Annotated in this window: 28 protein-coding genes; 12 read left to right on the top strand and 16 right to left on the bottom strand. The window is 69.2% G+C overall.

Annotated features, from left to right (window positions below):
* Nucleotides 1-58 precede the first annotated feature (58 nt).
* Nucleotides 59-1,420, top strand: coding sequence for a cytochrome P450 (locus tag ACQP1O_RS24660; RefSeq protein WP_433560847.1), 1,362 nt, complete (start codon nucleotides 59-61; stop codon nucleotides 1,418-1,420).
* Nucleotides 1,421-1,468: 48 nt separating this feature from the next.
* Here ACQP1O_RS24660 and ACQP1O_RS24655 read toward each other — a convergent pair whose 3' ends face one another.
* Nucleotides 1,469-2,245, bottom strand: coding sequence for an O-methyltransferase (locus ACQP1O_RS24655; protein WP_433560846.1), 777 nt, complete (start codon nucleotides 2,243-2,245; stop codon nucleotides 1,469-1,471).
* Between the two features lie 35 nt (nucleotides 2,246-2,280).
* The gene (locus ACQP1O_RS24650) at nucleotides 2,281-2,841 is read right to left on the bottom strand and encodes a helix-turn-helix domain-containing protein (protein WP_433560845.1); all 561 of its coding nucleotides are present in this window, start codon (nucleotides 2,839-2,841) and stop codon (nucleotides 2,281-2,283) included.
* Nucleotides 2,842-2,931: 90 nt separating this feature from the next.
* Between ACQP1O_RS24650 and ACQP1O_RS24645 the strand changes: the two genes are divergently transcribed.
* From ACQP1O_RS24645 to ACQP1O_RS24635, 3 genes are read left to right on the top strand one after another with little or no spacing between them, the layout of a single operon-like run.
* A complete protein-coding gene (locus tag ACQP1O_RS24645) occupies nucleotides 2,932-3,135 on the top strand; it encodes a PLDc N-terminal domain-containing protein (protein WP_433560844.1) in 204 nt (67 codons plus the stop codon).
* Entirely contained in the window at nucleotides 3,128-3,955 is an 828-nt protein-coding gene (locus tag ACQP1O_RS24640) for an ABC transporter ATP-binding protein (protein WP_433560843.1), read from the top strand. The genes ACQP1O_RS24645 and ACQP1O_RS24640 overlap by 8 nt, the downstream gene beginning before the upstream one ends.
* Nucleotides 3,952-4,704, top strand: coding sequence for a hypothetical protein (locus ACQP1O_RS24635; protein WP_433560842.1), 753 nt, complete (start codon nucleotides 3,952-3,954; stop codon nucleotides 4,702-4,704). The genes ACQP1O_RS24640 and ACQP1O_RS24635 overlap by 4 nt, the downstream gene beginning before the upstream one ends.
* Here the strand turns inward: ACQP1O_RS24635 and ACQP1O_RS24630 are convergent.
* The 5 genes from ACQP1O_RS24630 to ACQP1O_RS24610 form a co-directional block, all read right to left on the bottom strand.
* The gene (locus ACQP1O_RS24630; protein WP_433560841.1) at nucleotides 4,688-5,062 is read right to left on the bottom strand and encodes a DUF2784 domain-containing protein; all 375 of its coding nucleotides are present in this window, start codon (nucleotides 5,060-5,062) and stop codon (nucleotides 4,688-4,690) included. The genes ACQP1O_RS24635 and ACQP1O_RS24630 overlap by 17 nt on opposite strands.
* Before the next feature lie 19 nt (nucleotides 5,063-5,081).
* Nucleotides 5,082-5,858: an O-methyltransferase gene (locus ACQP1O_RS24625; RefSeq protein WP_433560840.1), complete on the bottom strand. Its 777-nt coding sequence runs from the start codon at nucleotides 5,856-5,858 to the stop codon at nucleotides 5,082-5,084.
* A 293-nt stretch (nucleotides 5,859-6,151) separates the two neighbouring features.
* The gene (locus tag ACQP1O_RS24620) at nucleotides 6,152-7,612 is read right to left on the bottom strand and encodes an SDR family NAD(P)-dependent oxidoreductase (protein WP_433560839.1); all 1,461 of its coding nucleotides are present in this window, start codon (nucleotides 7,610-7,612) and stop codon (nucleotides 6,152-6,154) included.
* A gap of 116 nt (nucleotides 7,613-7,728) precedes the next feature.
* Complete coding sequence (locus tag ACQP1O_RS24615) at nucleotides 7,729-9,261, bottom strand: hypothetical protein (protein ID WP_433560838.1); 1,533 nt, start codon at nucleotides 9,259-9,261, stop codon at nucleotides 7,729-7,731.
* Entirely contained in the window at nucleotides 9,258-9,473 is a 216-nt protein-coding gene (locus ACQP1O_RS24610) for a hypothetical protein (protein ID WP_433560837.1), read from the bottom strand. Before ACQP1O_RS24610 ends, ACQP1O_RS24615 begins: the two co-directional genes overlap by 4 nt.
* Nucleotides 9,474-9,663: 190 nt before the next feature.
* Between ACQP1O_RS24610 and ACQP1O_RS24605 the strand changes: the two genes are divergently transcribed.
* The 3 genes from ACQP1O_RS24605 to ACQP1O_RS24595 all read left to right on the top strand — a co-directional run bounded on the left by ACQP1O_RS24605 (nucleotide 9,664) and on the right by ACQP1O_RS24595 (nucleotide 12,244).
* Nucleotides 9,664-10,356, top strand: coding sequence for a TetR/AcrR family transcriptional regulator (locus ACQP1O_RS24605; RefSeq protein ID WP_433560836.1), 693 nt, complete (start codon nucleotides 9,664-9,666; stop codon nucleotides 10,354-10,356).
* Nucleotides 10,357-10,443: 87 nt separating this feature from the next.
* Entirely contained in the window at nucleotides 10,444-11,589 is a 1,146-nt protein-coding gene (locus ACQP1O_RS24600) for an acyl-CoA dehydrogenase family protein (protein WP_433560835.1), read from the top strand.
* A complete protein-coding gene (locus tag ACQP1O_RS24595; protein ID WP_433560834.1) occupies nucleotides 11,573-12,244 on the top strand; it encodes a TetR/AcrR family transcriptional regulator in 672 nt (223 codons plus the stop codon). The genes ACQP1O_RS24600 and ACQP1O_RS24595 overlap by 17 nt, the downstream gene beginning before the upstream one ends.
* A gap of 21 nt (nucleotides 12,245-12,265) precedes the next feature.
* On the opposite strand, the gene ACQP1O_RS24590 is transcribed toward ACQP1O_RS24595, so the two are convergent.
* The gene (locus ACQP1O_RS24590) at nucleotides 12,266-13,303 is read right to left on the bottom strand and encodes a saccharopine dehydrogenase family protein (RefSeq protein ID WP_433560833.1); all 1,038 of its coding nucleotides are present in this window, start codon (nucleotides 13,301-13,303) and stop codon (nucleotides 12,266-12,268) included.
* A 149-nt stretch (nucleotides 13,304-13,452) separates the two neighbouring features.
* Here ACQP1O_RS24590 and ACQP1O_RS24585 point away from each other — a divergent pair, with 149 nt between their 5' ends.
* On the top strand, nucleotides 13,453-14,322 hold the full coding sequence (locus ACQP1O_RS24585; protein WP_433560832.1) for an AraC family transcriptional regulator: 870 nt from the start codon (nucleotides 13,453-13,455) through the stop codon (nucleotides 14,320-14,322).
* Here ACQP1O_RS24585 and ACQP1O_RS24580 read toward each other — a convergent pair.
* Entirely contained in the window at nucleotides 14,319-15,230 is a 912-nt protein-coding gene (locus ACQP1O_RS24580) for an NADP-dependent oxidoreductase (protein WP_433560831.1), read from the bottom strand. The genes ACQP1O_RS24585 and ACQP1O_RS24580 overlap by 4 nt on opposite strands.
* A gap of 273 nt (nucleotides 15,231-15,503) precedes the next feature.
* Here ACQP1O_RS24580 and ACQP1O_RS24575 point away from each other — a divergent pair, with 273 nt between their 5' ends.
* Together ACQP1O_RS24575 and ACQP1O_RS24570 are read left to right on the top strand one after the other, a co-directional pair.
* Nucleotides 15,504-15,914, top strand: a complete 411-nt coding sequence (locus ACQP1O_RS24575) for a winged helix-turn-helix transcriptional regulator (protein WP_433560830.1) — start codon at nucleotides 15,504-15,506, stop codon at nucleotides 15,912-15,914.
* A 22-nt stretch (nucleotides 15,915-15,936) separates the two neighbouring features.
* Nucleotides 15,937-16,773 carry an LLM class F420-dependent oxidoreductase gene (locus tag ACQP1O_RS24570; protein ID WP_433567773.1) on the top strand — a complete coding sequence of 279 codons (837 nt, stop codon included), beginning with the start codon at nucleotides 15,937-15,939 and terminating at the stop codon, nucleotides 16,771-16,773.
* A 75-nt stretch (nucleotides 16,774-16,848) separates the two neighbouring features.
* Here the strand turns inward: ACQP1O_RS24570 and ACQP1O_RS24565 are convergent, their stop codons facing one another.
* Nucleotides 16,849-17,427, bottom strand: coding sequence for a YdeI/OmpD-associated family protein (locus ACQP1O_RS24565; RefSeq protein ID WP_433560829.1), 579 nt, complete (start codon nucleotides 17,425-17,427; stop codon nucleotides 16,849-16,851).
* A gap of 75 nt (nucleotides 17,428-17,502) precedes the next feature.
* Between ACQP1O_RS24565 and ACQP1O_RS24560 the strand changes: the two genes are divergently transcribed.
* Nucleotides 17,503-18,738 (top strand): serine hydrolase domain-containing protein, encoded by a 1,236-nt coding sequence (locus ACQP1O_RS24560; RefSeq protein WP_433560828.1) that lies wholly within the window; start codon nucleotides 17,503-17,505, stop codon nucleotides 18,736-18,738.
* Nucleotides 18,739-18,752: 14 nt separating this feature from the next.
* Here ACQP1O_RS24560 and ACQP1O_RS24555 read toward each other — a convergent pair whose 3' ends face one another.
* A complete protein-coding gene (locus ACQP1O_RS24555; RefSeq protein ID WP_433560827.1) occupies nucleotides 18,753-19,037 on the bottom strand; it encodes a hypothetical protein in 285 nt (94 codons plus the stop codon).
* Nucleotides 19,038-19,064: 27 nt separating this feature from the next.
* On the opposite strand from ACQP1O_RS24555, the gene ACQP1O_RS24550 reads away from it, so the two are divergent.
* Nucleotides 19,065-19,595, top strand: a complete 531-nt coding sequence (locus ACQP1O_RS24550) for a hypothetical protein (protein ID WP_433560826.1) — start codon at nucleotides 19,065-19,067, stop codon at nucleotides 19,593-19,595.
* On the opposite strand, the gene ACQP1O_RS24545 is transcribed toward ACQP1O_RS24550, so the two are convergent.
* Genes ACQP1O_RS24545 through ACQP1O_RS24525 form a run of 5 tightly spaced genes read right to left on the bottom strand, consistent with a single transcriptional unit; the run spans nucleotide 19,592 to nucleotide 21,589 of the window.
* Nucleotides 19,592-19,888 (bottom strand): YbaB/EbfC family nucleoid-associated protein, encoded by a 297-nt coding sequence (locus tag ACQP1O_RS24545; protein WP_433560825.1) that lies wholly within the window; start codon nucleotides 19,886-19,888, stop codon nucleotides 19,592-19,594. The genes ACQP1O_RS24550 and ACQP1O_RS24545 overlap by 4 nt on opposite strands.
* Nucleotides 19,885-20,223: a hypothetical protein gene (locus tag ACQP1O_RS24540; RefSeq protein WP_433560824.1), complete on the bottom strand. Its 339-nt coding sequence runs from the start codon at nucleotides 20,221-20,223 to the stop codon at nucleotides 19,885-19,887. Before ACQP1O_RS24540 ends, ACQP1O_RS24545 begins: the two co-directional genes overlap by 4 nt.
* Nucleotides 20,220-20,606: a hypothetical protein gene (locus tag ACQP1O_RS24535; RefSeq protein ID WP_433560823.1), complete on the bottom strand. Its 387-nt coding sequence runs from the start codon at nucleotides 20,604-20,606 to the stop codon at nucleotides 20,220-20,222. The genes ACQP1O_RS24540 and ACQP1O_RS24535 overlap by 4 nt, the downstream gene beginning before the upstream one ends.
* Nucleotides 20,603-21,217, bottom strand: coding sequence for a hypothetical protein (locus ACQP1O_RS24530; RefSeq protein WP_433560822.1), 615 nt, complete (start codon nucleotides 21,215-21,217; stop codon nucleotides 20,603-20,605). Before ACQP1O_RS24530 ends, ACQP1O_RS24535 begins: the two co-directional genes overlap by 4 nt.
* A gap of 30 nt (nucleotides 21,218-21,247) precedes the next feature.
* Nucleotides 21,248-21,589: a hypothetical protein gene (locus ACQP1O_RS24525; RefSeq protein ID WP_433560821.1), complete on the bottom strand. Its 342-nt coding sequence runs from the start codon at nucleotides 21,587-21,589 to the stop codon at nucleotides 21,248-21,250.
* Between the last annotated feature and the right edge of the window lie 191 nt (nucleotides 21,590-21,780).

The raw sequence follows: 21,780 nt of genomic DNA, 5'->3' as shown, positions 1-21,780 counted from the left end.
TCCGCATCCGTGCGGGTAGCTTCCTCCGTTGCGTCTTCGTAGCAGGAGGGGGTTCTCAATGCCCAGAACACAATTCGTCGCCGCTCCGCCCGAGGGCAGTGATCTGAAGCAGATCAGCGGGCCCGCGACGCACTGGATCGCCCAGCTGCAGCGGCAGCGGCGCGACCCCACCGGGGCCGCCTTCGAGGATGAGGCGGCCTACGGCCCGCTCTATGTCCTGAACATGTTCGGCGACAAGTGGATCATCGCCGGCGGCCCCGAGGCGGCGCAGCGCATCCTGATGAACAAGGACCGGGTGTTCGCCAACGGTCCGGCGTGGGCGCCGCTGCAGGGACCGTTCTTCGACCGGGGTCTGGTCCGGCTGGATTTCGACGAGCACCGCAGCCACCGCTCGATCATGCAGCAGGCCTTCGGTCGCGGCGCCCTCACGTCGTATCTGAAGGATATGCACGAGATCGCCGACCGCCACCTGAGCAGACTGCCGGAAGGCAGTGTGGCCGACGGCAATCCGGTGCTCATGCACCAGCACCTGCAGCGGCTCACCCTGGACATCGTGCTGGAGGTCTTCATGGGCGCGCGCCTGCCGCGCGACGAGGCCGAGCGCATCTGCGGCGCCACCATGGACATCCTGCAGGCCGGCGGCGCGATGGTGCGCGTGGCCATTCCCGGCAACCGCTGGTGGCGGGGCATGCGCGCCCGCAGGACCATGGCGGCATTCCTCGCCGACCGCATTGTCGCGGCCCGCGAAAACCCCGGCACCGACCTGCTTTCCATGCTGTGCCAGGCCGCGGGCGACGACGGTGATCGGTTCACCGACCAGGACATCGTGAACCATATGATCTTCCTGCTCGCCGCCGCCCACGACACCACCACGACCACGCTGTCGGGGGTCGTCTACAACATGGCGAAATACCCGGAATGGCAGAAGCGCGCGCGAGCGCGCTCACTGGAGATGCCCTTCGAACTGGGATACGACGAGCTCGCCGAGCTGACCGAACTCGACTGGATCATCAAGGAAACCACCCGGCTGTGCACCCCGGTGCAGATCTTCCCGCGCGCGGTGCAGGAGGACACCGAGGTGTGCGGCTACTTCGTGCCGAAGGGATCCTTCGTCGTCGTCCCGATCAGCGTCAACCACCGCCGCCCCGATATGTGGTCGCACCCCGAGGAATTCGATCCCGAGCGTTTCTCCGACGAACGCGCCGAGCACAAGCGGCACCGGGTGGCGTGGGCCCCGTTCGGGGCGGGCGCGCACAAGTGCCTCGGACAGCATTTCGCGGGCCTCGAGATCAAGACGATCGTGCACCAGCTGCTGCGCACCTTCGAATGGGAGGTGCCGCAGGACTACGTCATGCCGCTCGACATGAGCGCGACGCCGCTGCCGAAGGACGATCTGCCCGTGACGCTGCGGCGTCGCTGATCCGTGCCTGGGCCGAGCAGCAGCCTCGGCCCAGGTGTTCCAGCCGTCTCAGCCCAGATATTCCGACTCGAGTACCCGATCCTTGAGCAGGGACTGGTACTCGATGTGGGTGTCGTGCTCGACGGTGCGCCAGGTCTTGCCCTCGGCCTCACGCATGTACTGCAGGTAGTCCGGCGCGCCCGGGACGCGCATATTGTCGGCGACGACAATGGTGCCCGGGTGCAGCCAGCCCGCCGCGAGAATGTGCTTCAGGTCGGCCAGGTACGCGGACTTGTCATGGTCCACGAAGACGAAATCGAGTGCGCCCTCGGTGATTCCGTGCTCCTCGGTGAGCCGCCGGATGGTCTCGCCGCCGTCGCCGATGGTGCCGACCACCACGGTCACCCGCTCCGCCAGCCCGGCGTGGGCGATGATGGCGCGGGCCACCTCGGCATTGGCCGCGCTGAACTCCACGGAGATGAGGCGCGCGCCCTCCGGCATGGTGCGGGCGGTGCGGACCGCGCTGTAGCCGACATAGGTGCCCAGCTCCAGCAGCAGCGTCGGATTCGCCTTGCGCACAGCGGCATCCAGCAGCAGGCCCTTCTCGTCACCGACGTTCACCAGGTTGCTGCGGGTGCGGGCGAATTTGTCGATGGCCGCCAGCACGCTCTCCGGATCGCCCTGCTCGGCGTTCGCGAGGACATGGTCACGCACGGCGGCCTCGCGGCCATCGCCGAATTGACCGGTGCGCGTGAAGTTTCCGAGTCCGCGCACGGTACTGACGGCCGTGCGCACCGGATACACCACTCGCTCGCGCAAGATCGATCCGATCGATGTGCCACCCATTGATTCCCCTTCGTTCGCTGTGACGGCCAGCGCGATTATGCCGGGCCCGAAGCGGTTTCGCCTCCGGGGGTGGGGGAGTCGGGGACCAGGACGGTGCGCAGGATGCGTCGCTTCCGGCCCGGCGCGGGGACATTGGCCAGGCGCCGGGCCAGCACGCGGCCCAGATCGGCGACGAAGTCGGCGAATTCGGCATCATCGAGCCAGAGACCCGCCATGCGGTAGCCGACTCCGTCTCGCAGGTAATCGATATCGCCGCCGTCGACGTACCGGTCGAAGTCGGCCATGAGCCCGGCTATGAAGCCCATGAAGGCGCGGCGGTGCTCCTCGGGACTCATGGCGTCGAGCTGGTCGGGGGTGATCTGGGCGGCACTCAGGCGTAACCGGTAGGTGCGCTCGACGGTGCCGCGTACACGGCGCTCGGTGACGATGTCGAGGACGCCGGCGGTGACCAGCTTGGCGACATGCCGGTAGAGGCTGCCGGGAGGAACGTCGCCGAGTTCGGCATTGAGCTCGCTCGTGGTGAGGGTCCGGTCGCCGAGGAATGCCTGCACGATCCGCAGCCGAACCGGGTGCAGCAGGAGTTCGACGGATTCCACGGTCTCGACACTAGCACCATTGCTATCGGTATTGATAATGTTCGCATATCTGGTAGCAATAACGCGGTCGCGTCGAGGAGAGGAATCGCGGTGTCCAACATTCCGGTAGCCGCACTGGTGCCCCTGATCGTGGTGGGGCTCGGCTTCGTCGGGTTCTGCTGGTACGACCTGTCCCGCACACGGGTGAAGTACCTGCCGAAATGGGCGTGGGCGATCATCTGCCTGATCAGCATTCCGCTCGGCGGGATCATCTACCTGATCGTCGGCCGGGACGGTGACACGATCCGTGGCTGAGCCCCACCTCGAGGTCAGCGATGTGTCGGTGCGCTTCGGCGACTTCCTCGCCCTGGACACCGTGAGCTGGACCGTGGACGGTCCCGGGGTGGTCGGGCTGATCGGACTCAACGGCGCGGGCAAGACGACCCTGATCCGCACCGTGCTGGGCCTGCAACCGGTGACCGGTGGCACCGTGCGGGTGCCGATCGGGCTGGATGCCCTCGGATACTGCCCGGACACACCGGGTTTCGAGCCCTGGCTGTCCGCGCGGGAGGTCCTCGAACAATCCATGGCCATCGGATCGGCCCGCCGTACGGGCACATGGTCCGCCGACGCCGCGCTCGCGGCCGTCGACCTGGAACGGCACGCCCACCGACGCGCCGGAGGGTTCTCCCGCGGCATGTTGCAGCGCTTGGGAATTGCCGCGGCGCTGGTCCGCGAGCCCGAGGTGCTCATTCTCGACGAACCCACCAGCGCACTGGATCCCGAAGGCCGCGCCGCCGTATTGGGTCTGATCCGGGACCTGGGCAGTCGGATGACGGTCGTGTTCTCGAGCCACCTGCTCGCCGATGTCGAGGATCTCGCCCACCGGCTGCTTGTCCTGCACCGCGGGCGGGCAGTCTTCGCCGGAGAGACAGAGGAATTCCTGGATGAGCACACCGCATCGCCGACCTTGCGGATCGCCATGACCGACGGCCGGGTCATCGAGGCCGAGCAGCCGCAGTGGGGCCCGGCCCTGGCGGATGCGTCGGCGCACAGCGGCCTGCTCGACGACATCCGCATCACTCGACCGACCTTGACCGACGCGTTCTTCGCTGCCATCGGGGAGAAGCCATGAACCGCACCGTATTCCGGGTCGAGTGGTACCGGTGGCTGCGCACACGGCGACTGGTCGCCCTGGTGGCCGCATTCGTCCTCTTCGGATTCGTCTCGTTGCTCGGCGCGAAGTACCTGCCGGACCTGATCGGGCACTCCTCGGAGATCCAGCTGCTGCGCGTGCCCGACTGGCGAGACGGGTTGCAGCAGTATGTGAAGAACACCGGCCTGCTGGTCGCGGCGGTGGCCATGATCCTGGCCGCGCAGGCATGCGCCCTCCGCAGTACCGATCCGATCGGGATCTACTACTTCAGCCGCGAGGTCTCGCCGGTGAGGCTGTATCTGCCCCGGATCCTGGTCGCCGCAGCCGTGATCGCCGTGGCTGCCTCGATCGGGGCCGCGGTCGCGCTGTACGAGTGCTGGGCGCTGTTCGGGTCCTACCCGCTGGGTCCGGCCGTGGGTTCGCTTGCGGTACAAGCCTTCGCGGTGGTGTCGTTCGCGGTGTTCGCCGCGGCCCTGGCGGCGCGGTTCGGCTCGGCGGGTATCGCCGCCGGTGTCACCGCCGTGCTCTACGTTGGCTGCCTGCTGGTGTCGGCCGTGCCATCGGTGCAGCCCTACCTGCCCACCACCGCACTGCAACCGGCCATCGAGGCCGCGAGCTGGTCCCCGCCCGATGCGGCGAAATCGCTACCGGCCCTGCTGATCGCGACGGCACTCGCACTGACGGCCGCCCTGACCACACCGATTCGCGCGATCAGGACCGCTGCGTAGCGGCCCGGCGCCGCGACAGCAGATACAGACCCACCCACGACACGACGACACAGATCACCACCAGCACCCGCACCTCCTCGAGGGCGCTGCGCGGATAGAGCACGCCGGTGATGTAGTAGTCGATGAACCCGCTCGACGGCAGGCCCGCCTCGCCGGCCCGATGCCGGGCCCAGTTCTCCAGATTCGTCAGCGGGCACTCGATGGTGAACAGCACCGTGCTGAAACCCCAGCCGAAGGCGAGCAGGTGCAGCCAGATGGTGCGCGGCCAGCGCCAGGCGATGTAACCGCCCACCACCACGTAGGCCACGAACAGGAAATGCACGATCGCGGTCGCATCGGCCAGCAGCCGGTAACCCATGACCCCAGGATAGAAGTGATCAGCCCAGGTACTCCGATTCCAGGACAAGATCTTTGAGCAGCGACTGGTATTCGACGTGGGTGTCGTGCTCGACGGTCCGCCAGCTCGCGCCCTCGGCCTCGTACAGGTAGCGACGGTATTCCGGGGCACCCGGGATGCGTACATTGTCGGCGACCGCGATGCTGCCCGGATGCAGCCAGCCGGCCGCCAGAATGATCTTCAGATCGGGCAGGTACGCGCTCTTGTCGTGGTCGATGAAGATGAAATCGAGCGCGCCGGAACCGAATCCGTGCTCGCTCGCGAGCCGCTCCACCGTCTTCCCGCCGTCGCCGATCCTGCCCACCACCACGCTCACCCGATCCGCGAGTCCGGCATGCGCGAGCAGGGTCCGGGCGATCTCGGCATTGTCGGGATTGAGCTCCACCGAGACCAGGCGCGCACCGGGGGAGAGGGCCCGCCCGATCCGGACCGCGCTGTACCCGCAGTAACCGCCCAGCTCGAGCGCCAGTTTCGGCGCAGCCCGCCGCACGGCGGCGTCGAGGATCAGCCCCTTCTCGTCCCCGACGTTCACCAGCATGCTCTGCGTGCGGGCGAAGCCGTCGTAGGCCGCGAGCACGCTGTCCGGATCGTCCGCGATGGAATGTGTGAGTACGTAATCCCGGGCCGCGGCCTCACGGCCATCGCCCACCTGCCCGGTCCGCATGAAAGTCGGCCCGCCCAAAGCGAATCGAATCACCGACCAGCGCAGGAACGGCAGTCGCTCCCGCAGCGTGGTGGTCAAGGATTTTCCACTCATGAGATCGTCCGTTCTCGTAGTGGGGGAGTGCGTCGATTATGGTCCTGCGCTGGGACGTTGGGGTAGGGCGGGGTCCTGTACGAGGGGTCTGAGCACGGACCAGGAGTCTCCTTCGGCTGGAAAGGAAGGCTGAACCGGCAGGGAGTCGGTGGATCGGAGGTTATTGCATATTGATACTGAAATATGCGCATCTAAACATGCGTCACCATCTCATCAAAAAAGTCCTATACCAGCCCCCTCACCCTCAAAAACAACCAGGAGAGGAGGGGGCGGTCAGGTCCAGGTGGGGTGAATTACCAGTTGGAGGGTTCGTAGTCCTTGAGGAAGCACCCGTAGAGGTCGTCGCCGGCTTCGCCGCGCACGATCGGGTCGTACACACGGGCCGCGCCGTCGACCAGGTCGAGGGGGGCGTGGAAGCCTTCCTCGGCCAGGCGGATCTTGGTGTAGTGCGGCCGCTCGTCGGTGATCCAGCCGGTGTCGACGGCGGTCATCAGGATCTTGTCGCCCTCGAACATCTCGCGCGCGCTGGTGCGGGTCAGCATGTTGAGTGCGGCCTTGGCCATATTGGTGTGCGGGTGGCCGGCGCCCTTGTAGCCGCGGGCGAAAACGCCTTCCATGGCGGACACATTCACGACGTACTTGCGCCGGGCCGATGCCGCGGCCATGGATGGGCGCAGCCGGGAGATGAGGATGAACGGCGCCACCGAGTTGCACAGCTGCACTTCGAGCAGTTCGGTGGCCTCGACCTCGCCGACTGTCTGGACCCAGCTGTTGGTGTGGGCGAGGTCGGGGACGAGTCCGCCCGCGTCGATGGCGACACCCTGTGAAATGCGTTCCGGCGTGGCCGATCCGGCGACGAGGGCGAGGTCGGTGATGTCGGCCGCGGTGAGGTCGGGTGTGAGGGAGGCGGTGAGTGCGGTGGGGTGCGCCTGCATGGTCTTGCCGAAGCTGATCACGTCGGGCAGTTCGCCTGCGGGCAGGGGCCCGTTCTCGGCTTCGACCAGGGCGCTGTAGGCGCCGGCGGTGCGGCGCACGGTCTGTGCGGCGTTGTTGATGAGGATGTCGAGTGGGCCCTGTGCGGCAATGTCGTCGGCGAGTGCGACGACCTGTGCGGGGTCGCGGAGGTCGATGCCGACGATGCGGAGTCGGTGCAGCCAGTCGGCGCTGTCGGGCTGGGCGGCGAAGCGGCGGATGGCGTCGTTGGGGAAGCGGGTGGTGATGGTGGTGTGTGCGCCGTCGCGGAGCAGGCGCAGGGCGATGTACATGCCGATCTTGGCGCGGCCGCCGGTGAGGAGGGCGCGTTTGCCGGTGAGGTCGGTGCGGGCGTCGCGTTTGGCGTGGCTCTTGGTGGCGCAGTCGGGGCAGAGCTGGTGGTAGAAGGCGTCCACGCGGGTATAGCGCTGTTTGCATATGTAGCAGGGGCGCGGTCGCAGCAGGGTCCCGGCGCTGGCTCCGGTGGTGGTGGAGCTGATCGGGATGCCAGCGGTTTCGTCGTCGATGCGGTTGGGTGAGCCGGTGGCGGTGGCGGCCACGACTTCGCGGTCGGCTTCGGAGACGGCGTCGCGGGCGGCGATGCGCTTGTTGCGCTTGAACTTCTTGAACATGTGCGCGACGGCCCGCTGCACGGTGAGGGAGTCCGGGTGTTCCTTGTCGAGCTGTCCGGCCTGTTCGAGGACGCGCAGGCAGATGGCCAGGTCGCCGGGGTCGATGGCCGGTGCGTCGGACTGTGGTGCCGGGGTGGTCTGCTCGGCCATCGGAAGCTGTGGTGATCCTTCGTGCGCGCGGTGGTGGACGAGCCATTCTCTCAAAGGGCCGGACATGGGAAACGCCCGGCCGTTGCGGGGCCGGGCGTTGTGGGGGTGGGGTGCGGTCAGTTGGCTGTGGTGTCGAGGGGTGCGAGGTTGCCGGCGTCGTCGTCGCGGCCGAGTTCGCGGGCGCGTTCGGCGAGCAGGGTTTGCAGGCGGGCGGGGATGTCGTCGCGGACCTGAACGAGGGCCTGCCACACCGTGTCCGGGGTGTCGGGGGTGAGGGCGGTGAGGAATTCCTCGGTGTCGTCCATGTCGTCGATGAGGGTCAGGACGCGGGTGCGGCCCGCGTGGTCCTGTGCGAGGGCGAGGTCGACGAGGGTGTGGATGTTGTCGTCGCGGGCCGCGGTGAGGACGGCGGTGAGGAGTTGTTCTCGAGTGAGGTCGCCGATGAGGGCGGCGAGGGTGGGTTTGGTGGTGTCGGGGAGGGCGTCGACGAGTGGCAGCGCCTGGGACCAGAGGTCGTTGTCGGCGGTGGCGGTGATGACGGCGCTGAGGATGTCGGGTTCGGTCATGACGGGCAGGCCGGCCATGCGGCGGCGGTTGTCGTCGGTGAGGGCGAGCGCGACGGGGATCATGGCGGTCCAGAGGCCGGCGGTGTGGGCGTCGCGGATGAGGTCGGCGAGGCGGTCGTCGTTCTGTTCGCCGACGCGGGTGGCGATGAAGGCGAGCTGGGGGTCGGGCAGGTGGGCGGCGAGGGGCAGCAGGTCGACCCATTGTCCGCCGTCGAGGGCGGCGTCCATGATGGCGGCGAGCACGGTGTCGGTGTGGACGGTGGGTCGTTCGGCGAGCAGGCGCAGGCTGTCGTGGCTCATGGCGCTGGTGAGGGGGAGCAGCGTGGACCAGGCGTCGAGTTCGGCGACGGCGGTGATGAGGGCGTCGAGGACGTCGCCGCCGAGGGCGGCGGTGATGTCGCCGATCCAGGCGCGGTTGTGGGGTGCGATGGAGTCGAGCAGGTCGATGCCTTCGGCCCACATCTGGTTGTCGTAGGCGGCGCGGATGACGCCGGGGACGCGGTCGGCGACGACGTGCAGGACGTTGTCGATGGCGGTCTTGTCCTCGAGGAGGAATCCGATGCGCAGCAGGTCGGCGTCGCTCATGACGGGGGCGGCGGCGCGCAGGGCGGGTTCGGGTACGACGTGGACGAAGCGGCCCATGGTGATGTGGTCGCCGTGCGAAAGCAGTTCCCGCGCAACGTCGGTGACCATTGTGGGCGGCACGGCGGCGATGATGGCGGCGGTGCGGCGGGGGTCGAGTTGGACGGCGCATTCGGCGAGGAAGGTGGAGCCGAGTGCTTTGGCGATGTCGACGGCGCGCTGGGGTTCGACGGCGCTGGCGACGGTGGCGCAGAGCAGCGGTCCGAAGGCGCGTTCGGCGATTTTGGCGCTGATCCCGACGGGGACGATCTTGCTGGCGGTGGCGATTCCTTGGAGGCGCTGGGTGTCTCGATCGAAGAGTCGGTCGGTGACGCGTTCGCGGTATTCGCGGAGGGCGGTGGGCGGCAGGTCGGCGAGGAAGTCGAGTTCGGTGGGGTCGGTGATGCCGAGCAGGCGTGCGAGTTTGGTGATCTCGGCGACGGCGACGAGGTGTTCGCTCATAGTCCGAGGGCCTTCTTGATGGCCGGGCGCATGAGGCGCGGGACGAAGTCGAGGGAGGAGCCGATGGCGGCGTCGAGGGTTTCGCGGCGGCGGACCATGGTGGCCTGGAGGTGGCGGTCGAGTTCGGCCAGGTCGGTGTCGGAGAGCTGGCCGAAGGCGTCGGGCAGGGGTGCCCGCAGGGTGTGGCTGAGTTGGCGTGCTGCGTGGGACATCGGCGTCTCTCCGTTGGGGCGTACTGCCGGTACGGCATTCGATACTGGCAGTACGGTCTGTGGGAAATCAATGCGGGATTGTTGACCTCGGCTGTGGCCTGTGTCACGTGAATGGCCGGGTGACCGTGAGATTGTTGGGCTGGTGTGACCGACCCGGGTGGCGTACCGGCGGTACGTGTACACTTCGCCCGTGGCTCGTAGCAGTGCCGGGACCCGGCTGGTGACCCGCGAGGACATCGTGGACGCGGCGATCCGGGTGATCGATCGGGCGGGTCCGCGCCCGAGCATGAATGACATCGCGCGGGAAGCGCAGATCACCAAGCCGCGGCTGTACCGGCAGTTCGCCGACAAGGGGGATCTGTTCACCGAGATCGCGGCGCGCATGTCGCGGCAGGCGTTCGCGGCGGCGGGTGCGGATATGACGTTGATGCTGCAGCCGCCGCGGACGGCGTTGCGGCGGATCTTCACCGAGTATGCGCGGGGGATTCTGGAGCATCCCAACGTGTTCCGGTATCTGGGGCAGGCGCCGGTGGTGCAGCAGTCGGGAGCCGGTGTGCTGCAACTGGATCTGGGCCGGGATGCGGCGCGGCGGCTGGAGAAGCTGGCGCGGTCGGTGGCCGAGGCGGTGCCCCTGGATACCGCGGGGCTGGATTATCTGTCGCGGGCGCTGGTGGGGGCGCTGGTGTCGATGACGGATCTGTGGTTGTCGGATTCGGATACACCGTCGGGTGAGCAGACCGCGGAGTTCGTGGAGCGGGCGACGGAGCTGGTGTGGGGGCTCATCGATGGGTTCCTGCGGCGGCAGGGGATCGAGGCGGATGCGGACACGCCGATCTTCTCGACCTTGGCCGAGGTGAATCAGTCCCGGTCGGGCGATTGTTGACGCATTGTTGACACACCGCCAATAGCCGTGCACGCTGAGGGGCGAGGCGCTGACGCGCACCCTTTTCAGGCAAGCGAGGATCGGACGATGGCACGCCCCGCATGGAGCGACGACGAGGTCGAGGCGGTACGAGGATTGGCGACCACCTTCTTCGAGAAGGAGGTGATTCCGCACGAGGAGAAGTTCATCGCCCAGGGGCATCCCGACCGCGCGCTCTACAACCGCGCCGGTGAACTGGGCCTGCTGTGCGCGGCCATCCCGTCCGAATACGGTGGTGGCGGTGGCACTTTCGCCCACGAGGCGGCGATCATCGAGGCCCAGGCGCACTGTGGTGACGGTTCACTGGGCATGCCGGTGCACTCCTCGATCATCGCGCCCTACCTTCACGAGTTCGGGTCCGAGGAACTCAAGACGCGGGTGCTGCCGAAGGCGGCCAGTGGCGAGATGGTGCTCTCGATCGGCATGACCGAACCGGGGACCGGCTCGGACCTGCAGAACATCAAGACCCGCGCGGTGCGTGAGGGCGACGAGTACGTGATCACCGGCTCGAAGATCTTCATCTCCAACGGGTGGCTGTGCGACGGCATCATCATCGCCTGCAAGACCGACCCCGCCCTGGGCGCGGCCGGTGTCTCGCTGATCTTCGCCGAAGTGGGCGACGACACTGCGGGATTCACCCGCGGCCGCATCCTGTCCAAGATCGGCGGCAAGGCGCAGGACACCGCCGAGCTGTTCTTCGACGGCCTGCGGGTGCCGGTGTCGAACCTGCTGGGCCCGGCCGAGGGCCAGGGTTTCTATCAGATGATGCAGATGCTGGCCCAGGAACGGCTGGTCACCGCGATCATGGCGGTGGCGATGACCGAGAAGGCGGTCGAGCTGACCGTCGACTACACCAAGGGCCGCGAGGCGTTCGGCAAGCCGCTGTTCGCCATGCAAAACACCCGTTTCGAGCTCGCGGAGTGCGCGACCATCGCCAAGGTCGGGCGCGTGTTCCTCGACGACTGCATCACCAAGCATCTGCGTGGTGAGCTGGACATCCCCACCGCGGCCATGTCGAAATACTGGTTGACCGACCAACTCGGTAATGTGGTGGATCGCTGCCTGCAGTTCTTCGGCGGCTATGGATACATGACCGAATACCCGATTTCCCAGCTGTACACCGGCGCTCGGGTCCTGCGAATCCTCGCGGGAGCCAACGAGGTGATGAAGGATCTCATTGCCCGCTCACTCTGATATCGACACCACCATCGAGCCGCCCGCGTCCGAGGACGCGGGGGACGCGCCCTCGCGCCGTCGCCGGCTCGAACCCGACGAACGCCGCGCGCAGATCCTGTCCTGTGCCATCGACATGTTCGGCGAGCGCCCGTACGCGGCCGTGTCCACCGCCGAGCTGGCCCAGCGGGCCGGGGTGGCGCGCGGGCTGATCAATCACTACTTCGGCAACAAGCGCGATCTGTATCTCGCGGTGGTGCGGCGGATGGTGACGCTGCCGCGGCCGGAGAAGATGATCGTGCCCGCCGGGACCACCCGGGACCGGGTGGACGCCAGCGTCTCGTGGCTGCTGGACACCATCGGTGAGCACGGCAGCACGTGGGTCAAGGTCACCGGGCACGAGGGCGTCGGCGACGACCCCGAGGTGCAGCGCATCCTCGACGAGGCCGACTACGCCGCGGCCGACCGCATGGTCCAGATGATGGGGCTGAGCGAGTCGCTGCACTCGGCCGAATTGCGGGCGCTGGTGCGCTGTTACGGCGGGCTGGTGAAGGCGGCCGGGCGCGAGTGGATCGTGCGCGGCAGCCTGTCCCGCGAGCAGGTGCACCACCTGCTCGCGGACGCGCTGCTCACGCTGGTCAGCGACACCTTCCCGAAGGTCGACGCCGGGCACTGATTCCCGTGCGGGGCACGGAGTTCAGACGGCGGCGAGCTCCTCGACCTGCCAGGTCACCCCGGTGGTGGCGAGGTGGTCGAGGAAGCTCGCGGCGTCGAAGGCCTGTGCGGGGGCGAGGGTTCCGGCCGGGGCGCCGTCGGCGACGAGCCGGCGCGCGGCCTCCACGGCGATGACCGCGGTGGAGGCGTAGGCGTTGACCCCGGTCACCCACCCGCGGGCGCGCCGGCCGTCCACGCCGGTGGCCTCGGCGAGCATGAACCAGCGGGCGGTGTCGAGCACGGCCGGGTCGGGGACTTCCGGAAGGGTCTCGGCGACTTCGGAATTCAGGGACGCGAACAGGTCCCCGACTTCACCGCGGATCACGCCGCGCACGTGCGGGGTCGCGACGTGGCGGGGGATCGTGTAGACGCCGGGCAGGGCGATGGGGCTCATCGGCACCGGTTCGGTCTCGCCGGGCTCGAGCATCGTGGACGGCGGTTCCTGCACCGATTGCCAGCTGCCGGACCGGTATTCGATCTGCTCGTCGACCATGATGGCGGCCATCGAGCGTGCGGTGCCCCGGGATGCGGCGCCGGGGCGGCGCAGGTCGGCGATGACGACCTCGCCGATCGGGGCCGTGAGGCGGGCGGCGGTCAGTGCGGCGATGAGGTCGCCGGGCACGCCGTCGTCGGTGACGGCCGGAACGACCGCGATCGCGGCCTGTTTCGCGGGTTCGTCGTAAGTGGTGAGGATCTTGTGCAGGTAGGCGGGTTCGCCGGTGGTGTCGATGTAGGGGCGGCGCGCGGCGATCGCGGCCCGCACGACCGGTTCGCCCCAGAGCGTGAAGGGTCCGGCGGCATTGATCACGGCGTCGGTTCCGGCGAACGCGGCGGTGAGGGCCGCGGTGTCGTCGAGGTGGGCGATGTGGATCTCGGCGTCGGGAATGGCGGCCTGGTCGGCGATGCGGCGCAGGCGGTCCGGGTCGCGGCCGACCAGGACCGGGGTGAGGTCGCGGCGGACGAGCTCGGCCACGACGAGGGAACCGGTGAAGCCGCTGGCGCCGTGTACGGCAATACGCATGGGAGACAACTCCATCGAGTGAAGGGACACGAACCGGGAATCGGCTCGCAATTCACGCTATGGAGTCCGGTCCGGACGATCCATGCTCGGAACTCCGGCCCTGATATCCGATCGTCCGGACCGGCCGGTGCTGCCGGTACGGTGGGGTGGTGGACATTCTCAGCGACGCGGTCGCCGCGATGCGGCTGGGCACCCCGCACTCCAACCGGACCGTCAAGTACGCGCCCTGGCGCACGCACTTCCCGGCGCAGGGCAACAGCGCCGGATTCCATGTGGTGCTGCAGGGTTCGTGCTGGCTGCTGCCCGACGGCGGGGAACCGGTGCACCTGCAGGTCGGCGATGTGGCGTTCATGCCGCGCAGCCGTGGCCACGCCATCGCCGACAGCCCCGACCCCGGACGCACCGCGCGCGAGTCCGGTGCGGCGACCGTATTGCTGTGCGGCGCCTATTCTCTCGACGATGCACGCGCGCACCCCGCGCTGGCGGAGCTGCCCGATGTGATCCATCTGCCCGCCCGCGTCGGCCACCACAGCCCGTTGCGCAGCGCCATCGATCTGCTCGGCCACGAGCTCGACACCCAGGACGGGTCCGGGGCCATCGCGCCGCTGCTGGAGGTGCTGTTGTTGTTCATGCTGCGCGCCTGGCACGACGCCCACCCCACCGACACGGGATGGGTTGCGGCACTGCGTGATCCGGCCGTGCACACCGCCCTGCAGGTCATTCACGCCGAGCCGGGCGCGCCGTGGACGGTGCAGTCCCTCGCGGCCCGCGCCGGGGTGTCGCGTTCGGTGTTCGCGCAACGCTTCACCGCCACCCTCGGCACCGGCCCCCTGACCTACCTGACGTGGTGGCGCATGACCTGCGCGGCGCGGCTGCTGCGCGAGTCCGACGCACTGCTGCGGGTGGTCGCGGAAAAGTCCGGCTACACCTCCGAATACGCGTTCGCCAAAGCCTTCAAACGCGAATTCGGGGTGGCGCCCGGACAATTCCGCGCCCAGGGCCGGCCCGAAGCCGCCTAGGGGAGCAGCACCAGCCGCCCGCGCAGCCCGCCCTTCTCGAAGCGGGCGTGCGCGGCGGCGGCCTCGGCGAGCGGGAAGGTCTCCGCGACCCGCAGCGTGAGCGTGCCCGCCTCGACCAGATCCACCAGCTCGGCCAGGCGGCGGCCGTCGGGGGTTTGCTGCACCGTCGTCACCGTGATCCCGCGCTCGGCGGGCGGGGTCACCGGCGGCAGCAACGCCACGAACGCGCCGCCGGCGCGCACCAGCGGCAGCAGTGACGCACCCACCAGCGCGGCATCGATGACGGCGTCGACGCTGCCCGCACCCACACGCAGCGCCAGATCCTCACCGCGCGCGGCGAATTCGCTCGCACCCAGTGACTTCACCAGGTCCTCGTCGCCGGGCCCGGCCACGGCGATCACCGTCGCTCCCCGTGCCGCGGCCAACTGCACCGCGTATCCGCCGACTCCACCGGCCGCGCCGGTCACCAGCACCCGGGCTCCGGGGGCCGCCGCCACGGCCAGGTCCGCGGTGATCGCATTGAGCGGCAGGGTCGCCGCGGCGGTCGGATCGACACCGGTCGGGGCGGCCGCGACCAGATCGGCCGCGATCGTCACGTACTCGGCGTAGGCGCCGTCGACCGTGGCCAGCCACGGAATCAGCCCGACCACCGGCCGCCCGGGCTCGGCATCGGCCACACCCGGACCGGCGGCCTCGATCCAGCCGGAGAATTCGACGCCGGGCACGTAATGGTCGCGCTCGGGCAGCAGCGCGGCCAACGCCCCGGCCCGCGCCCCGATATCGACCGGATTGACCGGGGCGGCAGCGATTTTCACCAGCACCTCACCCGGTCCCGGGACGGGTGCGGGGGTCTCGATCAGGTCGAGGACCTCCGGACCGCCGAAACGGGAGAAAGCAACAGCACGCATGGGAATGCTCCTGTGACTGCGAAGGAATGAAGGTCCACCGGTGGAACGCCGCCGTGCCGGGTGACCGGCGGTGCGGGGCGTGGTGTCACCGTAGGTCGGCGCCCGCGCGCCCGGCCAGTAGGCACCGAAAAGTACCCAGGGCACCGGCGAGAGCGCGGATCGCGACTCGAATTGGTTCTTGTGGGCGGGAATGCGCACGCCGCCGCGTCGGCTGTATCTGCACAGCCAGTTGTCGATCCGGGCTCGCGGCCGGGCCCGCACCAGGGAGTGACGATGCCGACCACCACCGCCGCGCAACGCCGGGAACAGGCCAAAGTCGAGTACAACGTATTCCTCGCCGCCTGCCCCACCAATCAGATGCTCGACACCATCGGCGACAAGTGGACCTGCCCGATCCTGGCCGCGCTCGGCCCGGGACCGCGCCGCTACGGCGAGATCGGCGCGACGGTGGCCGCGGTCAGCAACAAGATGCTCACCCAGACCCTGCGCACCCTCGAACGCGACGGCCTGGTGGCGCGGCGCATGACCGCGCAGGTACCGGTGCGCGTGGACTATTCGCTGACCCCGCTCGGGCAGAGCCTGCTGGTGATCCTGACCCGGCTGCAACGGTGGGCCGAGGGCCACATGGACGAGGTGCTCGCCGCGCGCGCCGAATTCGACGGCGTGGCCGGGAATGCGCCGTGATCTTGATGCGTTGCCCGCTGATATGGCATTCGACTACCTTGGCAAGTTCGGTGCATGGCAGTTCTACACGCAGTTCACCCCCGAAGCGGTGCGTGAACTCGAAGGCCTCGGCTACGGCGCGGTCTGGCTGGGCGGATCGCCGCCGGCCGACTGGGACGGTTACGAGAAACTGCTCGCCGGATCCGAATCGATCGTCGTGGCCACCAGCATTGTCAACGTGTGGGGCTCCACCGCCGAGGCGGCCGCGGACACCTACCTGCGGCTCGAGGAGAAATTCCCCGGCCGGTTCCTGCTCGGCATCGGCGTGGGCCACCCCGAGCACACCGGCACCTACACCAAACCCTATGACGCCCTGGTGAACTACCTCGACATCCTCGACGCCCGCGGCGTCCCGCAGCAAGGCCGCGCCCTGGCCGCGCTGGGCCCGCGGGTGGCGAAACTCGCGCGCGACCGCAGCGCCGGCGCCCTGCCGTATCTGACCGTGCCCCAGCACACTGCCGAGCTGCGCGCCATCCTCGGCCCTGACAAGCTGCTGGTCACCGAGCACAAGGTGGTCCTCGACGAGGACGCCGCGCGGGCGCGGGTCATCGGCCGCGAGAAGGCCGGGTTCTATCTGGGCCTGGTCAACTACGTGAACAACCTGCGCCGCTTCGGTTTCGACGAGACCGACCTGATCCAGCCCGGCAGCGACCGGTTCGTGGACGCGGTCGTCGCGCACGGCAGCGCCGCCCGGATCGTCGACCGGCTGGCCGAACACGTGCGGGCCGGTGCGAACCATGTCGCACCGCAGGTCGTCGGCGGGGACTATCTGCAGGTGCTGCGCACTCTCGCGCCGCTGCTGGCCCAACGACTGAACTGAACCCGGACCGAACCGAACCCGGCACGAACCGATTCCGGGTGCCGTGGCCTGTCCGGCACCCGGAATCGGCCGGTTTCAGTGTGATTCGAGGCTGTCGAGCGCCTTGCCGAGGCGGGAAGCACGGGTTTTCGTGGTTCTCGCCCGCAGCAACTCCAGCACGATCGCATACTGGCGCGTCCGGTCCAAGGCGTCGAAGGCCTGCCGGGCGCGGGGCCGATCGGCCAGCGCGGCGGCCAGATCCGGCGGCACCGTGAAGTTCGCCTGCGACGGGTAGGCCGCCGCCCACCGCCCGTCCGCACGGGCCGCCTCGACCTCGGCGAGTCCCGGCGCGCGCATGCGCCCGGCGGCGGTGAGTCGGGCGACCTTGTCGACATTGACCTGCGACCAGTGGCTGCGCGGGCGCCGCGGCACATACTTCTGCAGGTAGTGGTCGGCGTCGAAGGCCTTGCGCTGCCCGGAGATCCAGCCCCAGCACAGCCCGACATCGACCGCCTCGTCCTCGGTGAGCGTGGCGATACCCGAGCCCTTCTTGGCCATGCGGATCCAAACCCCTTCCGGGCGTGCGTGATTGGCTTCGAGCCAGGCGTCGAAGGCGGCGGCGTCGGGGAAGGTCACCGGATCCATGACCGTCACTGTGGCAGACGGTACCGACATCCGAACTCTCCACCACGCCGAAAATTGTCCCAGACACATCTTGTCGGGGTGCCGCCGCGCCGCTACCGTGGATCGATGAGGACCTCCAGCTCCGCCGCCGCCGCCGGACTGCCCGCCGGGGTGCACGGCACCGCCGACCCCCGATTCGATTCCGCCATCACGACTTTCGCCCGCGTCTTCGCCGGCCGCCGCGGCAACGGCGGCGCACTGGCGGTCTACCAGCACGGCGAACCGGTCGTCGATGTCTGGGCCGGCACCGCCGACACCCACGGCACTGCGTGGAGCGCCGACACCGGCGCCATGGTCTACTCCGCCTCCAAGGGTGTCTCCGCGACCGTGCTGGCGAGGCTGGCCGATCGCGGCCTGCTCGACTACGCCGCGCCCGTCGCCGAATACTGGCCCGAGTTCGCCGCCAACGGCAAGGCCCGCATCACCGTCACCGAACTGCTCAGCCACCGCGCCGGCCTGTCGGCGCTGCCCGCCGCCACCCCCGGCGAGATCCTCGACCACGAACTCATGGAAGCGCGCCTGGCCGCCGCGAAACCCGATGACCTGCTGGGCACACCGATCTACCACGCCCTCACCATCGGCTGGCTCATGAGCGGGCTGGCCCGCGCCCTCACCGGCCGCGACATGACCCAGCTCTACCGCAGCGAGGTCGCCGACCCCCTCGGCGTCGACGGCATCCACCTGGGCCGCCCGCCCGCCGGGTCCCGCACCCGGCCCGCCCACCTCGTGGGCTCGCTGAAAACCCTTGCCGAACGCAGCATCCCGGCGCCGGTCGCCGCCGCGGTCCCGCGCCTGCCCCGCCTGCTGCGCGCCCCGCTCTCCTCGATCTACGTCCCCGGCCTGGAATCCATCTTCCGCGGCGACGACCCCGCCATCCTCGACACCGCCCTGCCCGCCGGCAACGCCGTCTGCACCGCCGCGGCCCTGGCGAAAATGTACAGCGCCCTGGCCTGCGACGGCTATGTCGACGGCCGCCCCTACCTGTCCACCCCGACCGTCCGCGAACTCGAACGCATCCGCACCTACCGCCTCGACCACAGCCTGCTGGTCCCGTTCTGGCACCTGGGCTTCCACAGCCTCCCCGCCGCGCGCGCCCCCCGCGGCTACGGCCACATGGGCGCCTTCGGCTCCACCGGCTGGACCGACCCCCGCTCCGGCCTCGCCGTCGGTTTCGTCCACAACCGCATGTCGCTGCCCTGGAGCCCCCTCGACCAAACCCTCGTCGTGGCCCTGCTCCACCTCATCCTCCGCGCCGCCCGCAACCCCGCCGCCACCACCGAACAACGCACCGCCGCAGCCTGATCGGGGCTGTGCGGTCAACCCCGCACAGCCAGCGTCGACCAGCGGTCCGTGGTGCGGGTTCTGCCCAGGCCGACGACATCGAATTCGTCGTGGCCGAGCCGGCCGCCCGAGGTACCAAGTCGCAGCAACGCCATCGAAATCGGCCCGCTGTAGGGCTGACCCTCCTGTGCGAACTCCACCCGCCCGTCTACCCACATCAGTGCTGTCTGTGAGCCGACTCCTGCGTGAACGTCATTGGTGACGTAGACGATGGGGCCTCGTGTCGACCAGCTGTTGAACAGGGGGTACAGGTCACTCACCTTCCAGCGACAACCGCGCTCGAGCGAATGATCCTGTTCGCCGGCAAGAACACTGACCACTTCATCGGTGAGCGGGATCAAGCCGAATCCCTGATGGAGCGCGACGACCGGCAGATTCCGTTCCTTCGCCAGCTCCGCCAGCAGATCGAATCTACCGAGTATCGCAGCAAGTTCATGTGCCATGAGTTCTTCTCCGGGGTGGGGTTGGGGTCCAGATGGTCGGGCGGCCGATGGTTGTCGGCCGGCTTCTCTATGGTTGGCCGTATGACCGATATCGGGCCTTTGGCTTCTGCCGCGCGGGCGGTGTTCGGTGACCCGGGGGTGCATGCGGTGGTGCGGGCGGGCCGGACCGTGCACGCGGTCGGTCTCGGGCAGTGGGTGGACGGGGAGGAGGTTCCAGAGTTGTTGTGCCACACCGGTGTTGCCGGGTGGTCGCCGACTGCGCTGGAACCGACCCGGGCGGAGGTCACGTGCGCGCGGTGCCTGCGCAGGATCGGGGGATCGGTCGTTTCGTCGCGTCAGCTCGCGCTGTTCGGGGACGGCAGCCAGCACGGCTAGGTGAGGGAGTCGCTGAGGCGGGCCAGGAGGTCGGCGCGGTGGCGGGCCGCGGCGGCGGTGGCTGCGGTGATCGTGGCGAGGATGGCGACGGCGGCCTCGTCGGGTGGGTAGGCGGTGAGGGATTCGGCCAGGGTGAGGGCGGAAAGGGTGCCGTCGCCGGCTATTTCGGCGGTGATGGTGCCATCCGGGTTGGTGGCCAGGCCGGTTACTCCGGACAGGCCGTCGGCGGCGAGGGTGAGGGCCTCCAATTGGTCGCCGACCTGAGCGATCAAGGCTTGCATGTCGGCGCTCACAGGGCACGCACCCAGCGGTGGGGGATGCCATCGGCGGTGGGGGCGTCCAGGCGGGCGAGTTCGGCGGCGACGGTGTGGGGGTCGGGCAGGCCGAGGCGGTCCAGGAGTACGTCGGCCAGGCCGAAGGCGGCCAGGGCTTCGCGGCGGCGGGCGCGGGCCAGCAGGGTGCAGCGTTGGGCCAGGCGCACGATCTCGGCGGCCAGGCCGGCGGCGCCGCGGCCGTATTCGGCGGCCTCGAAACGGAGTTCGATGATCTGGCCGGCGTCGGTGGCGGTGACGGTGATGGTGCGGTGGCTGCTGGTGGTGGTGAACACCGGAACGTCAGGGTCGGTCATGGCTGGGCCTTGCTCTGGATCGTGAGAGTCGCCGAATACTCGGCGTCGGAATGCTTTCCGATCTCGTGGTAGGTGGTGTGCGTGTCGATGTGCGCGGTGCCCGCCCCGGTGGTGGGCTCGGCCCCGAGCACCGGATCGGTGGCCGCCAGCGGGCCCTGCAGGGCCGCGGCGTGCTCGGGATCGTCCCACAGGGTCGTGCGGTGGCCGGGCCGCGCGGTCGGCAGCTCGTCCCAGCTGTGATCGCGGATGTCGCCGGTGACCTCGAATTCCTCGGTATCGGGCGGGTCCGCGTCGGGGCCGGGCGTGGGCGCCGGGTCGGGGATACCGGGCGGGGACACGATCGGTCCGCCCGCGAAGCCGGGCAGGTCGCCGAACAAATTCATGAGATCGTGCCCGCCTGTCGGTCGTGCTGTGTGCTGATGTCGTCGTCGATCGGCAGGCCGGTGGGCACGGTGACCCCGGCCTGGTCGATGGTGGTGATCCGGGCGGTGAGGGTGTCCATGCGGCCGTCGGCGGCTTCGGCCACGCTCACCCCGTCGCGCACGTAGTCCGCGGCCAGGCTCACCACCGGGTCCAGATCCGCTTGCGAGCGTGCGGCTTTCACCAGCGGCGTGGCCTGCGCCCGGAAATCGGCGATGAGGGCGTCCAGGTCGGCGGCGGCCTCGTCGCGGGTGGCGTAGGCCGAGGTCAACAGCGGCGCAAGGGTTTCCGCTACGTCGGCCAGGGCACCCACCTCATCGCCTGTCCGCTTCAGGACGGACACCGCCGCCGCGGCGGTCTCGGTGGATGCCAGCTGCGTGATCGCGCCGCGGTGGGCGTCCTCGGCCGCGCGCACGGTGCCCGCCACCGCGGCCAGCACCGCCAGGGCCGTGCCGTCGGGGCGGGTCCCGTCACCCAGGGCCGCGCGCAGCTTCACCAGCGGCGCGACCAAGGCCGTGACCAGCGCGGGTTCCTCCACCGCGGTGAGGTCTCCGCCCTGGATGCCGGTCTGCATATCGGTTGTCCCCCTGATCCTCTGACGGGCCTACGCCTGGATCTCGTCGGTGCCGGGGACCGCACCCGCAATCCTGGCCGCGGACTCGCTGTCCACCCCGCCGAGCACGGTCCCCCACGTGGTGATGGCCCGGCCGTAGGCGCCGGTGAGCGCCGACGCGGTCTGCAGGTGAGCGCCGTGGGTGCTCCAGGCCGCCGCCCAGGCCGCCGCGAACCCGTTGCCGAGGGTCCCCAGCCCGGACAGGTCGATACCTGCCACGGCGTGCGCGTGCTCCTTCGCGGTACCCAGCAGTGCCGCGGCGTCACCGGCGCCACTCACGTACGCGGCGGCGGCCGGGTGGTCCCATGCCACACGTTCGATATTGCTGTCCATCGAATGTCCCTGCCTGTCGGTGGTGTGTCGGAAACTGTTCGGACAGTACGACATTCCAGATATAGCCCGAGTCGTCGGCGTTGTCGCCGATGACGGTAATGCCACAACTCGTCGTCCGCTACCAGGAGACATCACACAACGCGACAGCCCCCGGCGAGTGCGGCTCGTCGGGGGCTGTGCGGTGAGAGCTG

This window comes from Nocardia sp. CA-151230, assembly GCF_050942175.1.
Lineage (GTDB): Bacteria > Actinomycetota > Actinomycetes > Mycobacteriales > Mycobacteriaceae > Nocardia.
The sequence above is the reverse complement of the archived record's forward strand: the minus strand, read 5'-3'. Positions and strand labels throughout refer to the sequence as shown.

Bases quoted from the DNA above. Each gene is read 5' to 3' on its own strand.
- ACQP1O_RS24660 (WP_433560847.1), top strand. From the start codon at position 59: ATGCCCAGAACACAATTCGTCGCCGCTCCGCCCGAGGGCAGTGATCTG.
- ACQP1O_RS24655 (WP_433560846.1), bottom strand. From the start codon at position 2,245: ATGGGTGGCACATCGATCGGATCGATCTTGCGCGAGCGAGTGGTGTAT.
- ACQP1O_RS24635 (WP_433560842.1), top strand. From the start codon at position 3,952: ATGAACCGCACCGTATTCCGGGTCGAGTGGTACCGGTGGCTGCGCACA.
- ACQP1O_RS24630 (WP_433560841.1), bottom strand. From the start codon at position 5,062: ATGGGTTACCGGCTGCTGGCCGATGCGACCGCGATCGTGCATTTCCTG.
- ACQP1O_RS24625 (WP_433560840.1), bottom strand. From the start codon at position 5,858: ATGAGTGGAAAATCCTTGACCACCACGCTGCGGGAGCGACTGCCGTTC.
- ACQP1O_RS24620 (WP_433560839.1), bottom strand. From the start codon at position 7,612: ATGGCCGAGCAGACCACCCCGGCACCACAGTCCGACGCACCGGCCATC.
- ACQP1O_RS24615 (WP_433560838.1), bottom strand. From the start codon at position 9,261: ATGAGCGAACACCTCGTCGCCGTCGCCGAGATCACCAAACTCGCACGC.
- ACQP1O_RS24610 (WP_433560837.1), bottom strand. From the start codon at position 9,473: ATGTCCCACGCAGCACGCCAACTCAGCCACACCCTGCGGGCACCCCTG.
- ACQP1O_RS24600 (WP_433560835.1), top strand. From the start codon at position 10,444: ATGGCACGCCCCGCATGGAGCGACGACGAGGTCGAGGCGGTACGAGGA.
- ACQP1O_RS24590 (WP_433560833.1), bottom strand. From the start codon at position 13,303: ATGCGTATTGCCGTACACGGCGCCAGCGGCTTCACCGGTTCCCTCGTC.
- ACQP1O_RS24580 (WP_433560831.1), bottom strand. From the start codon at position 15,230: ATGCGTGCTGTTGCTTTCTCCCGTTTCGGCGGTCCGGAGGTCCTCGAC.
- ACQP1O_RS24575 (WP_433560830.1), top strand. From the start codon at position 15,504: ATGCCGACCACCACCGCCGCGCAACGCCGGGAACAGGCCAAAGTCGAG.
- ACQP1O_RS24570 (WP_433567773.1), top strand. From the start codon at position 15,937: ATGGCATTCGACTACCTTGGCAAGTTCGGTGCATGGCAGTTCTACACG.
- ACQP1O_RS24565 (WP_433560829.1), bottom strand. From the start codon at position 17,427: ATGTCGGTACCGTCTGCCACAGTGACGGTCATGGATCCGGTGACCTTC.
- ACQP1O_RS24560 (WP_433560828.1), top strand. From the start codon at position 17,503: ATGAGGACCTCCAGCTCCGCCGCCGCCGCCGGACTGCCCGCCGGGGTG.
- ACQP1O_RS24550 (WP_433560826.1), top strand. From the start codon at position 19,065: ATGATCCTGTTCGCCGGCAAGAACACTGACCACTTCATCGGTGAGCGG.
- ACQP1O_RS24540 (WP_433560824.1), bottom strand. From the start codon at position 20,223: ATGACCGACCCTGACGTTCCGGTGTTCACCACCACCAGCAGCCACCGC.
- ACQP1O_RS24535 (WP_433560823.1), bottom strand. From the start codon at position 20,606: ATGAATTTGTTCGGCGACCTGCCCGGCTTCGCGGGCGGACCGATCGTG.
- ACQP1O_RS24530 (WP_433560822.1), bottom strand. From the start codon at position 21,217: ATGCAGACCGGCATCCAGGGCGGAGACCTCACCGCGGTGGAGGAACCC.
- ACQP1O_RS24525 (WP_433560821.1), bottom strand. From the start codon at position 21,589: ATGGACAGCAATATCGAACGTGTGGCATGGGACCACCCGGCCGCCGCC.